A 15,438-nucleotide genomic window follows, 5' to 3' on the forward strand; every position below is an offset into this window, starting at 1 on the left:
AAGTTCTCCTTTCTGTTTATCTAAGTAATATCTTCTTCCTCCTTTTCAAATATGACAAAAAATGTCGTTCCCTTCCCCATCTGACTTTCAACTTTAAGTGATGCTCCGAAAAGAACAGCAATATGCTTTACTATGGACAGCCCCAGCCCGGTACCTCCGGCTTTTTTTGATCTCGACTTATCAACTCTGTAGAATCTTTCAAAAAGTCTTTCGTGATGTTCTTTCGATATGCCTATTCCTTCGTCCTTAACGCTTACAACCTTTTTCTCTCCGTCAAAAAAAGCGTTTACCCAGATATATTTTCCGTCATCTGAATATTTTATAGCATTTTCTATAAGGTTCATCATCATCTGTCGAAATCTGTCAACCGAACCGGTAATATCCATCATCTCATCCAGATCTGTCAGTATCGTTATATTTTTATGAGCTGCTATAGGTTTCAATGTTTCTACTGTACTTTCCACAGCAGTTTTTACATTAAACTCATCACAGCCTACGATTTTCTTATTCTCTATGTCAGACAGTACCAAAAGATCCTGTATAAGTCGTTTAAGTCTGGACGTTTCTATAGCTATTATATCTATGAATTTCGTACGTATCTCAGGATCATCAGCTGCTCCTGCCTGCAAAGTTTCTATGAATCCTGAAATGGAAGTAAGCGGTGTCTTAAGCTCATGACTCACATTAGCCACAAACTCTTTCCTTATAGCCTCGGACTTATTACTCTCCTCCACTGATTTTTCCATCTCGGATAACTTATCGGAATAAGGTTTTATTATGCAAAAATAGCCTTGGATACCTATCAAGGCCATAATTACTATATATATGATCGCAATAAATTTAACACCATTTCCGGTCAGTTCTAAAACATTGTCTGCCTGCTGGCTGCCAAATCCCGGTACAAAATAAAGTTTCCAAATAAGAAATACAGCCAATAAGTTTACTGCAGCAGCTTCTGCTATCAAAGCAATGTATTTGTTTTTCATCTGACTTTATAACCTTTTCCTCTAATGGTTTCTATATATTGCTCTTCATTTTCTCCATCTGAAAGTTTTTGTCTCAGATGTCTTATATGGACATCCACAGTCCTGGTTTCCCCTGCATAATCTATCCCCCAGACATTATTCAAAAGCTGATCTCTGGTAAACACATGACCTCTGTTTTCCACCAGATATCTGAGAAGCTCAAACTCCTTTAGCGTAAGATCTATATGCCTTTCTCCTACTTTTACTTCATGACATTCCACATTCATACACAAATCGCCGACAGAAACAACAGTATCACTGCTCATATTGGTATCCGCTGTTACCTCATATCTTCTGAGGACAGCCTTTATCCTTGCCATAAGTTCACGTATACCAAAAGGTTTTGAAATATAATCATCAGCTCCGAACTCCAGTCCCAAAACTTTATCGACTTCTTCCGTCTTGGCAGTTATCATGATAATAGGCGTATTATTGCCTTCTTCCCTAAGCTCTCTACATATATCATATCCTGTCTTTCCGGGAAGCATTATATCCAGTAATATAAGATCAGGTTTTTCTCTGTGGACCATGGTTATACCCATTATACCATCTTCCGCAGCAATTCCGTCATATCCGTTAGTCTTTAAATTATAAAGTATAAGCTCCCTTATATTAGGCTCATCCTCTATAATAAGTATCTTTTTCATATTCGTATATCTCCTTGATGTACTCCGGAAGTCCACTATCTGATATTATTGTACCACGGTTTTTAAATTTACTCAACTTTATGATTCTCAATAACAGCATCTGCTATATTATTACAGTAATCGCCTATTTTCTCTATGTCATGTATAACATCAGTATATATAACTGTAAATTCCGGCGAACACTTTTTCTGTGTAAGTCTTTCCATGTGATGGGCTCTGAGTTCCTTCTCTCTTGTGTCCATCTCTGTTTCCATGATTCTCACACCTTTTGCTCTCTCCAAATCATCATTTTCAAGAGAAGATATGCTGTCTTCAGCCATTTTCTTGGCAAGATCAAAACAACTGTATATTTCAGAATATGCCTCTTCAGAAAATTCATACGAATTTTTTATTTTAGCATCTGCAAACTCTGCTATATTCTTACAATGATCACCTACATGCTCTATATCCGCAGCCACATGCATGAGCCCTGATATTTCAGCTCCCTGCTCTTCAGTCGTCTTTTCTCTGGAAACCATCGCTGAAAGATAATTTAATATTTTCCCCTGCAATTCATCTACTGTATCTTCTGTTTCCATAACCTTCTTTACAGCATCACTGTCATTGCCTATAAAGGCTTTCTGAGCAGAAACAATCATATCAAACGACATCCTCCCCAGTCTCACCAGTTCTTTTGTAGCAAGATGTATCGCCGCAAAAGGCTGTTCCAGCACATTGTAGTCAAGATAAACGGGATCTGCCGGCAGTTTGTCCAGTTCTTTTCCCGGTATTATTTTTGTGACCACTTTCACAAGAACTCCTATAAGAGGGATAAACCAGATAGTATTAAACAAATTAAATCCGAGATGCGCATTTGCTATCTGTCTTGAGATAACATCAACCTCTGCACCTTGTGGAGATATATACTGAATAAATTTAGCATAGTAAGGAATAAACCAGACAAACAACAATGTTCCTGTAAGATTGAATATAACGTGAGCCGCCGCTGTTCTTTTTGCCGTTACTGACGCTCCTATTGATGCCAGCACTGCTGTTATCGTGGTACCTATATTATCTCCAAACAATATAGGAAGAGCACCCTGAAGCCCTATTATACTGGTGATACCGTCAGGGCCTGCAGTTGAAGCAAGATTCTGAAGTACTGCTATTGTAGCAGAACTGCTCTGTACTATCACAGTCATACAGGTTCCCAGTAAAACCCCCAGCACAGGTATATCCTGCACCTGCATCATAAGATCTACAAAAACCTGTGAACTTGCCAGCGGCTCCATGGTATCTCCCATAATATTTATACCGACAAACAGCACGCCAAAGCCAAATGTAGTCTGGCCTATATAAGAAATAAATTCTTTCTTCTTCATAAAGAAATACAATATAAATCCTACCGCCACGAAAGCCCATGCGTAATCGCCTATATTAAAAGCTATGAGCTGCGCTGTTATCGTCGTTCCTATATTTGCGCCCAGTATTATACTGATAGCCTGAGGAAGCTTCATAAGTCCCGCACTCACAAATCCGATCACCATAACTGTGGTAGCGCTGCTGCTCTGGAGTACAGCTGTTACAAGAGCTCCCGCTACAACTCCCAGTACGGGATTTTTCGTGAGCAAAGCCAGTATACTTCTCATTTTATCTCCCGCAGCTTTTTGAAGACCGTCACTCATAAAGTTCATACCAAATATGAACAGAGCTAATCCCCCGACTAATGTCATGATCATCTGTACCGTTTCGCCGTTCATTTTCTCTTTACTTCTCCTTCTTGATATTTCTTTCATATATTATTAATTAAACTTACTATTCTATGGTATATTTGTTAAATGTAAAGGAAAAGTGACTTAAAGTTAAATAAACATTAAGTTTTTGTAAAAAATTCAACAAAAAACGACAACCATTAGATGGCTGCCGTTTTATATCTTCCATATATCGTTATTCTTTTTCACCTATATCTTTGAAATTTATATCTCTCAAAACCGCATTCGCTATATTGTCGCAGCTGTCCCCAATCTTTCTTATATTTGCAATGACATCTGTATATATGACAGAAAATTCAGGTGAACATTTTTTAGTATTTAAACGTTTCATATGCATATGTCTTAATCTCTCTTCAAAGTCCTCCATAGCTTCCTGCTGTTCCTTAACATGTCTTGCAAGTAAAGTATTGCCGGTATTAAGAGCTTCTATAGAATCGCTCACCATCTTGCTTCCGTAATCAAAACACTGGTATATCTCTGCATATGCCGAATCCGAAAATTTATAGCCATAAGTTATCTTATCTATAGCAAATCCCGCAATATTCTTACAGTCATCTCCTATATGCTCCACATCTGATACCACATGCATAAGTCCCGAAATTGTCACCGACTGATGTTCTGTTACCGTTTCCACAGGAAATATAGATGAAAGATATTTTACTACCATATCCCTAAGGTGATTTATTACTTTATCTGTTTCAATGACATTATTTGCAGCCTCAAGATCATTGGCAAGAAACGCCTTTTTTGTGTCTACTATCATTCCCGAAGTTATCTCAGCCATTCTGGAGATTTCCTTGGTTGCCAAGTGTATAGCTGCGAAAGGCTGTTCCAGCACATTATAATCAAGATACACTGTTTCCATAAGAGTTTTTTCTTCATCTGTACCCGGAACAAGTTTTGTAACTACTTTCGCCAGTACATTTATCAGCGGCAGAAAAAGTATAGTCGTTGCCACATTAAAACAGAGATGCGCATTAGCTATCTGCCTCGAAATCACATCCAGCTGATGACCGCTTGGAGATATCATAGTGACAAAATCCGCTATATATGCAGTAAGCCAGATAAATATCAAAGTCCCGACCACATTAAAAATAGTGTGAGAAATCGCAGTACGTTTAGCGTTTACAGTTCCTCCTATAGATGCCAAAAGAGCTGTAGTAGTGGAACCTATATTAGTTCCGAAAAGAATAGGGATTGCACCTGTCAGCCCTATGAGACTTGTAACTCCGTCAGGCCCTGCTGTGCTTGCCAAATTCTGCAGTACCGCAATGGAAGCTGAACTGCTCTGAACTATAGTAGTCATTATAGCGCCTGCAATTATTCCCAAAATAGGAACATCCGCCACCTTCAGCATGAGATTTGAGAAAAATTCACTCTGAGCTAACGGCTCCATTGCAGCCGCCATTATATTAAGCCCTGAAAACAGAATACCAAAAGCAAATATAGCCTGTCCAAAATCTCTTATCTTCTCATACTTAGAAAGGAAAAAGTACATAATAAACCCGACGATTACAAATGCCCACGAATAATCTCCGATCTGAAATGCCACCAGCTGAGCTGTTATACATGTTCCTATATTAGCCCCCATTATTATGCTGATTGCCTGTTTAAGCGTCATAAGTTTTGCTGAAACAAAACCTATAACCATTACTGTCACTGCACCGCTGCTCTGAAGCACGGCTGTAGCTGCCGCACCCGCCAAAACACCGATAAATACATTCTTCGTGAGAAGGGCCAGTATACTCTTCATTTTGTCCCCGGCAGCCTTTTGTAATCCGTCACTCATGAAATTCATTCCATAGATAAATAATGCCAGTCCGCCCAACAGCTGCAATATGATCTTTAATATTTCAGTATTCATTCCTCCACCATTACATATACAAAATCTAACTGCTATAATATTATGTTGCTTTTATTATATTGTTAATTCTATATTAAATAAAGTATCGCAATGTTAAGGTTATGTTAAGGTTATGTTAACTATGTGAAGATGATATTTCTCTGAGAAGATTGACCATTTCTATGGCGCTTTCTGCACAATCAGCACCCTTATTTCCTGCTTTCGTTCCTGCCCTCTCCACAGCCTGCTGTATATTCTCTGTAGTCAAAACACCAAACATAACAGGAACTCCACTGGAAAGCGAAACTTGTGATATTCCCTTGGACACTTCACTGCACACATAATCATAATGAGTCGTATTACCTCTGATTACTGCTCCCAGACATATAACAGCATCATATTTTCCAGTTCCGGTCATTTTTGATGCCGCAAGAGGTATTTCAAAGGCTCCCGGAACCCATGCCACATCAATATCATTATCTTTCACATCATGCCTTTTTAAAGTGTCAAGAGCTCCCGAAAGCAGCTTTGAAGTTATAAACTCATTAAATCGTGCTGCTATTATTCCTACTTTTATTCCTTTTGAAACAAGTTTTCCTTCATATACTTTCATTTCTATTCTCCTTTTCTTTTTTATCAATGAAATATTCCCGTTAATAGTTGAGAATATGCCCCATACGTCTCTGTTTTGTTTTAAGATAAAACAAATCGTTTTCTGTAGCATCCATCTGTATGGGGACTCTTTCAATGATTTCCATACCATAATCAGAAAGCTGATATACCTTATCAGGATTATTAGTAAGAAGTCGCAGCTTCCTTGCTCCCAGATCCTTTAATATCTGCGCTCCTATAAAATACTCTCTCATATCTGCCGGAAAGCCCAGCTTCAGATTGGCATCTAAGGTGTCCATTCCCTTATCCTGTAATTCATATGCTCTAAGCTTATTTATAAGACCAATCCCCCGGCCTTCCTGTCTCATATAAAGGATTATTCCTCGGCCTTCCCGTTCCACCTGAGTCATAGCACTGGCAAGCTGCTGACCGCAGTCACAGCGTGCAGAACCGAATGCATCACCTGTAAGACATTCTGAATGCACACGGCACAAAAGATTTTCACCGCTTCCTATATCTCCCTTAACTAAGGCCATGTGATGTTCTCCGTTAAGTTTATTGACATAACCATATGCCATAAAATCGCCGTATTTTGTCGGCATTTTTACAACAGCTTTTCTTTCTACAAGCTTTTCATATTTTTTTCTGTAATCCTGAAGCATTTTTATAGTTATAAACTTCATATTATATTTTTCGGCAAGCTGAAATAAATCGCTTTTCCTCATCATAGTACCGTCGTCTTTCATGACTTCACAGCAAAGGCCGCATTCTTTCAATCCCGCCAGTCTGAGCAGATCTACAGTTGCCTCAGTATGTCCGTTTCTCTCAAGAACTCCGTTCTTTTTTGATTTAAGAGGAAACATGTGACCGGGCCGTCTGAAATCCTGAGGTTTTGCATTTTCTTTTGTACACGCTCTGGCTGTAAATCCCCGTTCCTGCGCCGATATACCTGTGGAGGTATTTATATGATCTATGGAAACAGTAAATGCAGTTTCATGATTATCAGTATTCTCACTTACCATCTGAGGAATCTGAAGCCTGTGACAAAACTCTTCACTCATAGGCATACATATAAGACCTTTTGCAACACTTGCCATAAAATTAACATTCTCTGTAGTAGCAAACTGAGCTGCGCATACCATATCCCCCTCATTTTCTCTGTCCTCATCATCTGTAACAAGTATTATCTTTCCTTTTCTCAGCTCATCAAGTGCCTCTTGTATCGTATTGAATTTCTCCATAATAACTTTCTCCTTTTCTTTCTAAAACCCATTTTCCATCAAAAATTTTTCTGTAATTTCCCTGTCTGCCTTCATATTAAGTGCAGTATTATTAAACATCATTTTTTCCACATATTTTCCTATAGTATCATTTTCGAGATTCACTTTATCCCCTTCTTTTTTTACAGAAAATATGGTATTTTCCACTGTATGAGGTATCACCGAAACAATGAAGCTTTGTCTTTCGCACCGCACTACAGTCAGACTCGCTCCATCTATCGCCACAGATCCTTTCTCAACTATATATCTCATGATTTTTTCCGAAGTCTGTATTGTATACCAAATTGCATTATCATCAAGAGAAATGTCTGTTATTATTCCTGTCCCATCTATATGTCCCGATACTATATGTCCTCCAAACCTTCCTCCGGCTTTAATCGCTCGCTCAAGATTGACGAAACTTCCCGTTTCCAAATCTCCCATAGAGGATCTTTCGATAGTCTCATGCATAACATCCGCCTCAAATTGGCTGTCCGTCAGATCAGTGACTGTAAGGCAAACACCATTTACAGCGATACTGTCCCCCGGTGCCGTATCTTCCAGTATTTTATCGGCAGCAACAGTAAAAACCGCTGACGCTGGCCCCTTTTTTATCTCTTTTATTTTCCCTATCTCCTCTACTATTCCTGTAAACACTTTTTCATGACCTCGCTTTCCAACAGTATATCGTCATTAAAAAACGTTATTTTAGGCGGCGATGCCATAAAAGCCGCCGCCGGCATACTGACTCCTTTGCCGCCTATAGGAGACGGAGCTCTTCCTCCGCCAAATAATTTTGGAGATATATATACCTGTATCTTATTAACTATATCTGCTTCAAGCGCCGCCCAGTTAATAGTGGCTCCTCCCTCCAGCAAAACACTGTCTATATTTATTTCGCCAAGTTTTCTCATAAGTTTTTTAAGATCTATATGCCCGTTCTTTACAGGAATATGAAATATTTCACATCCTGCCTGCTGTATTTTCCGGTATTGTCTTACATCATTGGAAGCTGTAGCTATGATAGTTCTGATTTCTCGGGAAGTTTTTACTATCTGCGAATCTTCAGGAATCCTGAGGTCTGTATCGCATACTATCCTTATGGGATTTCTTCCTCCGGCAATCCTGCAAGTTAAAAGAGGATCATCTTTAAGAACAGTGCCTATTCCCACCATGACAGCACTATACCGGTTTCTGTCACGATGTACCTGTTTTCTCGCTTCTTTACCTGTTACCCACCTTGATTCTCCTGTGCGTACAGCGATCTTTCCATCCATAGTCATAGCATATTTCATTACCACATATGGAAATCCTGTACTTATAAAATTAAAAAACACATAATTCACAGAGTCACATTCCTCTCTCAAAAAATTTTCCGTCACCTTTATTCCATGTTCCTTCAACATTTGTATACCTTTTCCTGAAACAAGAGGATTAGGATCATAAGACCCTACTATCACATGTTTTATCCCTGCCTGTATTATAGCCTCTGTACATGGCGGCTGCTTTCCCTGATGACAGCATGGCTCAAGAGTTACATACATATCTGCGCCCTCCGGGCATTCACAGCATGAAGAAATAGCTTCCCGTTCTGCATGAAAGCCTCCATATTCCATATGATATCCCTTACCTATCACTTTGCTGTTTTTTACTATCACAGCTCCTACCAGAGGATTGGGGTTTACCTTTCCGCAGCCTTTTTCCGCTAAATTCAGCGCCAGACGCATATATTTTTCATCCTTCATCTTAAATCCTTTCAAAATAAAAACTAATTTTATCATTTCTTTTCAGCATCAGATTTTTCAACGTTCAGCCAATCTCATAAAGCAATATTCACCTCATAAAAAATACCCTGAACATTTTTCAGGGTATTACAAAAAATATAGCCAAATCACTGTTCATGCCATATTTAACAACCAAAATATAAAAAACTCTGAAACAAAAATAGTTTCAGAGCCAATGGTTACACAAATATACGCATAAACTGCGTTTATCATATCTTCTCCCATCCAGACTATACTGTCGGTTTTGGAATCTCACCAAATCCTGATTCAGACAAAATATCTGCTGAATCCTGTGCTTTCACACTCGCGGACTTTACCGCCGATCGGGAATTTCACCCTGCCCTGAAGATAATATTCAATTATGTATAATATATTAGTCCTGTAAAGCATATCTGTCAAGAATTATTTAAAAAAATATTCTATCTGATACATACATCACCTTTCAGGTTCTGTAAGTTTTTCTACAAGTCTTTTAATACTGTTTCCGAATTTTCCGTCCAGAAATATGCGCATGATCTCCCCTTCCTGTAAAAATGTACTGCTTCGATTTATGCATATGTCTGCATCTATCATGCAATTCTTTTCCCCGGAAATTTTATCTGTATTCGAAATCTCAGTTTTCAGATTTTCTACCTTTATTATTTTATCTATGACCTCTTCTCCACAGCGATATATGAGATGCTGCAGATATTGATTTTCTCTTGCGCCATTTCCCTGTCCTTTAGATACGAGACATATCCTTTCGCACATTTCCATACATGTTATATCAGTTTCAGACAGATTATCGCCCATATCTATTATAATAAAATCATATCGTCCGATATCTATGAGTGATGCCATAAAGACATTAAGCTCCTCATCCGTAATATCTCTTAAAGGATTCCTTCCAGCTGTAGGAGCAAAGGCCTCCACTCCGAAATCATCATGTACAAGATAACCTTCTACAACAGGGTACTCATTATCCCCGATGCCGTCTGATTTTATTACAGAAGACGAATTCTTAAAAAGATGATATAGATATACGCCCACTCCTTTTACTCCGATAGGACTTTCTATAAATTCACCTGTTGATTCTATTTCCTCAAAAGAAAGATACAAAACACGACTACCTCTGAAACGGCACAATTCCTGAGCTGCCGCCATTGCGGTTACAGTGCATCCTGAACCTCCCATCCATGAGGAGAAAACAAGTATACGTACTTTCTGACGCTGTATGTTAACCATACGCCGTCCTATCAAAAAACTGTATATCTCAAACAAAGACGCCGCTATGCACTGAGCCTGACTGTATTTGTAAATACAGAATTTTCCTTCATTAAAATCTTTTACAGACATAACCGGTTTCTCAGACAAAAGTATAATTCTGCCTCCGTAAGATGATTCTGCTTCTGCTCCATCCCATAATATCAAATCTACAGATTCAAGGAAAGATACTTCATCCTTCTCATTACCGTATTCCCTCATCTTTGAGAAAAACTCACTCTTTCCTATCATCTGTATTATCATACCTACACATAGGTGAATCAAAGCTTTGCTCAGTGCCCTGCCATACGCTTTGTCATCTGTGACAATCATCAATGAAATATTTTCCATAATTCTCCTTTCAAATTAATGCATTATATGGAAATTAATTCCTTTTAATATAATACATCTTATGGAAAATATTGTCAATAATTTTATTTTTCTTCTATTCTTTTTCTCAGCTCTGCTATCGCCTGAGACACTCCTCCGATTTGATCGATTATACCAGTTTCCACAGCTTCTTTTCCGAAAAGTACAGTTCCCACATCATTAGACATATTGTCATTGCTGTTCATAAGCCATATTATTTCATCACGTTTGGCTTTTGAATGTTCCTCTATAAAATTGATCACACGTTCTTGCGTTTTTCTCATATAATCAAAAGTAGTCTCTGATGTGATCACTATTCCGGTAGTTCTGATAGGATGCAGCGTCATGGTGGCAGTTTTGGCTATAAATGAATAATCCGTAGCTGTTGCAAGCGGTATGCCTATGCTGTGTCCGCCTCCCAGAACAAGAGATACAGTCGGTTTTGATAAAGTAGATATCATTTCTGCAAGGGCAAGCCCCGCTTCAACATCACCTCCTACAGTATTCAAAACAACCAAAAGACCTTTAAGCTTAGGATTTTCCTCTACAGCTATAAGCTGGGGTATTAGATGTTCATATTTTGTAGCCTTGTTATCAGGCGGAAGAACATTATGCCCCTCTATGCTGCCTATAATATTTATATATTGAACATCGCTTTCAAAATCCGTTCCGGTAGTTAAAAGGCCAAGCTCTGTAATAAGATCTCTCGTACTGTTTTCCTGCTCAGCAGTCTTTTTTTCTTTTTTTTCCTCTTTCACCTTCATAATCTCCTCTTAAACTTAATATCATTAATATTATCTGTATTTAAGGAGTATATTATGCGGTTAAGTGAAATCGGAAATAAAGAAATCGTTGATCTTTCAACGGGATGCAGTCATGGTCAGCTTTGGGATGCCGAAATGATTTTTGACAAAAAAACAGGGAAAATAAAATCAGTGCTTGTCCCGTCTATGGAAAGCACCGGTATTTTCAGAAAAAGCATAGGAGATATGTGTGAACTGCCGTGGAGCAGTATAGTGATAATAGGAGAAGACATGATAATATTCCAGTCTTCTCCTCCATGCTGATATCATTATCTCAAATCAATATCTATAACAGCAATCTCACTGTCGGTACCTACTCTCATAGCCGGTCCCCAGACTCCCACACCGGAAGTAACTATGGAATACATATCATCAACTTTAAGAAGACCATAAGGATTATCCCAGAAAAAATTTATAGTTATATTTCCAGGAAAAATCTGCCCGTCGTGAGTATGTCCGCAAAGATCAAGATCAACTCCCGCCGAGGCTTTTTCCTGAAGCTGGGAGGGCTGATGATCTATGCATATTATAAGCTTTTTCTTGTCAAGATCCTCAGTCAGTTGATCTATAGAAGCTCTTTTCCCGCTGCTGCTGTTTGGTTTGGATGCATCATATCTTCCCAGCAGGATAATATCGCCTGCCACAGTTTCAGATTCATCCTGAAGTATTTTTATCCCTGCCCTTTGAACAAATTCTTCAACTTCCGGAGGTATCTTTGCCTCTTCATCTAAAGATACAGTAAATCCTCCGATCAAAGTCTCTTTTACATCATGATTGCCATAGCATCCATAAACACCATATTTTGAATTTATGCGCGACAATGTTTCTGCAGTTTTTTCTGCATCAGACACTGCATAATAATCATTATCAACTATATCTCCGGCGAATACCACAAGATCTGGTTTCTGCCGGTTTATCAGATCCACCATCTCAGACATCATATCATTTCCCACAGAATAGCCGAGATGAGTATCTGCCACAAGAACAATTCTCATGGAATCACCAGCATGTGATGATTTGTCTATATCGATTTCATAATTATTTACTTTTATGTTCTGATAATGAAACACTCCATACAGACTGAAACTTATCACCAGCAAGACTACTGCAGTTCCTCGCATAACAATATACCTGCGATAACCGTCATATCCCTTTCTCATCTTTTTAAAAGCCCATAGAATAAATGTGACAATTTCCGCAGCAGCCACAAAAATTAAAGCATAAATAAATATTCCTATCCATACATTATTTATATATTTAAAAAAAGCCGTCCATATTGGATCATCGAAAATTACCCATATCCATATGCTATTTAAAAAAAACAGATATAACAAAGTAAATACAATCATAATCCACTTGTTTCCAAAAAAACCGTGGATATTTTTAAGAAGCCTTATAACTCTATGCCATAAGAAAAAATTTACCGCCAAATAAACCGCAGCCAATAATATCAAAAACCACATCTTTTATCCTACCCTCTGCTTTCTCACACTCTCATACCCTCTTTATTCCATATTCATGACTTTTTTCAGGCTGCCTCTGAAAGGAAGCCGTCATATCCCTTGTTCTGTTAATATAGCTGTCATCTGTGACATCAAATGTGAAATTATAACATTTTACAGTTTTTGGAGCAACATGTTTTCATAAAAACTTTCTTTTATTTCTCCTGTTCAAGCTCTATAGGTATACAGTTTCCCTGCATTTACAAGCTCGTAAGAAAGCAGACCTTTCCTTCCACTGTGAAATATCCTTACATATTCGTATATCTTTCTCATGAATTTTCACCGCTTCTTTATTCATGATCTCTGCTATGTCTTCTGCTTCGTCGATGTCATCTGAGGATTTGTTTTCAAAAATATCATAAGCCTTCTTCATTACTTTGTCCACTGTCCACGTCAAATTTACAGCAGTAAATCTCGATGATTTCAGATATTCAGCCGGCTTTTTCATCTTCCCTCAGTTTCACCTTTTCCATATATACTACATTTCACGTTTTTGATATCTTGCTCTATTCCCCTTTCTGCTTATTAACACCCCTGCAAACATTACTGCAGCGAAAACTATAAGATAGAACAATACATCTTTTTTATGAGAAACTACCGCCGCGACCATCATAAATATACAGCCGCATATAGAAGCCGCTGGCATCACAAATCTCTTAAACATTCCCCATTTTTTTTCTTTTTTCATTACCATTATGAATATTGGTATATAAAAAGCATATATGGTTATGATCGGCAACTCCGAACTGTCAAAAGAAAAAGGTCCGAACCACTCATTACTGAGATTGGCTCCGTAAAAGTACAAAAGCCATACGCTGCACAGCAGCACTCCTATGACAGCAGAATTAGTCGGCATATTAATAACCGGGTCCACCTGTCGGAATATATCTGGCCTCGGACCTTCATTCCTTACACCCAGAGCATACATCCCGCGTATACAGCCTAACATGAGCCCATTTAATGTTCCGATACAGGATATAATGATAAACACGAACAAAGCCACTCCTCCGACCTGTGAAAATGCATTAGTAAAGGCCAGCCTCGCTCCTGCTTCTCCTCCTGCCATCATGATTTTATTTTCTACCGCGCCGGAAAGACCTATATAATAAACGACATACGTCAGCATAACTATAAAAGTTCCTATCACAAGGGCTTTAGGGAGAGTTTTCTTGGAGTCCTTAAGTTCCGAATTTATAGATGTGGCGATTATCCAGCCATCATAGGCAAACGCTGTAGCGCATACAGCGGTAAACAATATGTGTCCCGTACCTCCCAACTCCTTTGCCGGCACTACAACTTGTGTAAAATTCTCTATCATAAGACCGCTGGCAAGTCCTTTTACAGTCCCTATTATGGCCATAAATACAAGAGGAATCATTTTTACAATTGTAGTTGATACCTGAAATCTACCTGCAAGCATAGGAGATAAAGCATTTAAAGCATAACTCGCAATAAGACAAAACCCCGCTACTGCCATACAGGCGCCTCCTTTTATATCCCACCCTATGAGAACACAAATATATTTTGCAGATACCCATGCCAACACAGATGTCATAGCAGGATAATACATGACAGCCAGAAACCACGCTATATAATATCCATACTGGGATCCCAGCATTTCTTCAGCATAATCAACCACACCGTTAACCCTTTCATATTTTGCAGCCAGATTAGCAAATGTATATGCGCATACGATCATAATACTTCCTCCTATGATCCATGCGATTATGCCTATAGGAGTATTGCCTCCTGTACAGTTCAATATTTTTTCAGCTTTAAAAAAAATACCGCTGCCGATTGCGATCCCGACGACCATAGTGATTGCTGTCACCAATCCATAACGTTTTTCAAGTCTGTTTTCCATTTGATTTCTTTCCCAGTATATCTTTTTTCTGTTGACCTTAAAAATACTTTTATAAGTTTACTATATATTTTTCCGGAAAACAATCGACTTTACTCATATCACATAAAAAACAGTTACGGCTTTTTCTTTTATCAAGAATATAAAAAGAACATCCCACACAGGATGTTCTTTTCAAAAAAAACTATATACTTATTCCTAATAGTTTTCAGCATGTACTTCGAAATAGCTCTTAGGATGTCTGCAAGTAGGGCAGATCTCCGGAGCCTTAGTTCCTACTATGATATGTCCGCAATTACGACATTCCCAAACTTTTACTTCACTCTTTTCAAATACTGCTGCTGTTTCTACATTCTTAAGAAGAGCTCTGTAACGTTCTTCATGGTGCTTCTCAACAGCTCCTACAAGACGGAATCTTGCAGCTAATTCAGGGAATCCTTCTTCTTCTGCAGTTTTAGCAAATCCATCATACATATCTGTCCATTCGTAATTTTCACCTTCTGCGGCAGCTTTCAGATTCTGAGCAGTATCGCCGATACCTTCCAGTTCCTTAAACCACATCTTTGCGTGTTCCTTTTCATTTTCTGCCGTCTTGAGGAATAAAGCTGCAATCTGTTCGTAGCCTTCTTTTTTGGCAACAGATGAAAAATATGTATACTTATTCCTTGCCTGTGATTCTCCTGCAAAAGCTTCCATTAAATTCTTTTCTGTCTGTGTTCCTGCATATTTACTCATTACTC

15 protein-coding genes and 1 riboswitch are annotated in these 15,438 nt (G+C 38.4%); of the genes, 1 reads left to right on the plus strand and 14 read right to left on the minus strand.

Features of this window, described 5'->3' with window-relative positions; translation table 11 throughout:
• Window positions 1-20: 20 nt before the first annotated feature.
• The 10 genes from ACLR96_RS00360 to ACLR96_RS00405 form a co-directional block, all read right to left on the minus strand.
• Window positions 21-986: a sensor histidine kinase gene (locus tag ACLR96_RS00360; RefSeq protein WP_177267835.1), complete on the minus strand. Its 966-nt coding sequence runs from the start codon at window positions 984-986 to the stop codon at window positions 21-23.
• Window positions 983-1,672 (minus strand): response regulator transcription factor, encoded by a 690-nt coding sequence (locus tag ACLR96_RS00365; RefSeq protein WP_177267836.1) that lies wholly within the window; start codon window positions 1,670-1,672, stop codon window positions 983-985. The genes ACLR96_RS00360 and ACLR96_RS00365 overlap by 4 nt, the downstream gene beginning before the upstream one ends.
• 68 nt (window positions 1,673-1,740) lie before the next feature.
• Entirely contained in the window at window positions 1,741-3,411 is a 1,671-nt protein-coding gene (locus ACLR96_RS00370) for a Na/Pi symporter (protein ID WP_177267837.1), read from the minus strand.
• Between the two features lie 187 nt (window positions 3,412-3,598).
• Window positions 3,599-5,287 (minus strand): Na/Pi symporter, encoded by a 1,689-nt coding sequence (locus ACLR96_RS00375; RefSeq protein WP_177267838.1) that lies wholly within the window; start codon window positions 5,285-5,287, stop codon window positions 3,599-3,601.
• 115 nt (window positions 5,288-5,402) lie between these two features.
• Entirely contained in the window at window positions 5,403-5,879 is a 477-nt protein-coding gene (gene ribE / locus ACLR96_RS00380) for a 6,7-dimethyl-8-ribityllumazine synthase (protein WP_177267839.1), read from the minus strand.
• Between the two features lie 40 nt (window positions 5,880-5,919).
• Entirely contained in the window at window positions 5,920-7,119 is a 1,200-nt protein-coding gene (locus ACLR96_RS00385; protein WP_177267840.1) for a bifunctional 3,4-dihydroxy-2-butanone-4-phosphate synthase/GTP cyclohydrolase II, read from the minus strand.
• Between the two features lie 21 nt (window positions 7,120-7,140).
• Complete coding sequence (gene ribE / locus ACLR96_RS00390) at window positions 7,141-7,794, minus strand: riboflavin synthase (RefSeq protein WP_177267841.1); 654 nt, start codon at window positions 7,792-7,794, stop codon at window positions 7,141-7,143.
• Window positions 7,779-8,882, minus strand: a complete 1,104-nt coding sequence (gene ribD / locus ACLR96_RS00395) for a bifunctional diaminohydroxyphosphoribosylaminopyrimidine deaminase/5-amino-6-(5-phosphoribosylamino)uracil reductase RibD (RefSeq protein ID WP_177267842.1) — start codon at window positions 8,880-8,882, stop codon at window positions 7,779-7,781. Before ribD ends, ribE (ACLR96_RS00390) begins: the two co-directional genes overlap by 16 nt.
• A gap of 248 nt (window positions 8,883-9,130) precedes the next feature.
• Window positions 9,131-9,275: riboswitch (FMN riboswitch) on the minus strand.
• 81 nt (window positions 9,276-9,356) lie between these two features.
• On the minus strand, window positions 9,357-10,514 hold the full coding sequence (locus ACLR96_RS00400) for a hypothetical protein (protein ID WP_177267843.1): 1,158 nt from the start codon (window positions 10,512-10,514) through the stop codon (window positions 9,357-9,359).
• 83 nt (window positions 10,515-10,597) lie between these two features.
• Window positions 10,598-11,296: an ATP-dependent Clp protease proteolytic subunit gene (locus ACLR96_RS00405; protein WP_177267844.1), complete on the minus strand. Its 699-nt coding sequence runs from the start codon at window positions 11,294-11,296 to the stop codon at window positions 10,598-10,600.
• Window positions 11,297-11,350: 54 nt separating this feature from the next.
• Here ACLR96_RS00405 and ACLR96_RS00410 point away from each other — a divergent pair, with 54 nt between their 5' ends.
• Window positions 11,351-11,599: a YlmC/YmxH family sporulation protein gene (locus ACLR96_RS00410; RefSeq protein WP_177267845.1), complete on the plus strand. Its 249-nt coding sequence runs from the start codon at window positions 11,351-11,353 to the stop codon at window positions 11,597-11,599.
• Between the two features lie 5 nt (window positions 11,600-11,604).
• Here ACLR96_RS00410 and ACLR96_RS00415 read toward each other — a convergent pair whose 3' ends face one another.
• The 4 genes from ACLR96_RS00415 to rbr form a co-directional block, all read right to left on the minus strand.
• On the minus strand, window positions 11,605-12,456 hold the full coding sequence (locus ACLR96_RS00415; RefSeq protein WP_177267846.1) for a metallophosphoesterase: 852 nt from the start codon (window positions 12,454-12,456) through the stop codon (window positions 11,605-11,607).
• A gap of 556 nt (window positions 12,457-13,012) precedes the next feature.
• The gene (locus ACLR96_RS00420) at window positions 13,013-13,285 is read right to left on the minus strand and encodes a hypothetical protein (RefSeq protein WP_177267847.1); all 273 of its coding nucleotides are present in this window, start codon (window positions 13,283-13,285) and stop codon (window positions 13,013-13,015) included.
• Window positions 13,286-13,315: 30 nt separating this feature from the next.
• A complete protein-coding gene (locus tag ACLR96_RS00425; protein WP_177267848.1) occupies window positions 13,316-14,701 on the minus strand; it encodes an amino acid permease in 1,386 nt (461 codons plus the stop codon).
• A 195-nt stretch (window positions 14,702-14,896) separates the two neighbouring features.
• Window positions 14,897-15,433, minus strand: a complete 537-nt coding sequence (gene rbr, locus ACLR96_RS00430; protein ID WP_177267849.1) for a rubrerythrin — start codon at window positions 15,431-15,433, stop codon at window positions 14,897-14,899.
• Window positions 15,434-15,438: the final 5 nt, after the last annotated feature.

Origin of the sequence: Lentihominibacter sp. (assembly GCF_046951855.1) — a bacterium.
In the GTDB taxonomy this organism is placed as follows: Bacteria; Bacillota; Clostridia; order Peptostreptococcales; family Anaerovoracaceae; genus Lentihominibacter; species Lentihominibacter hominis.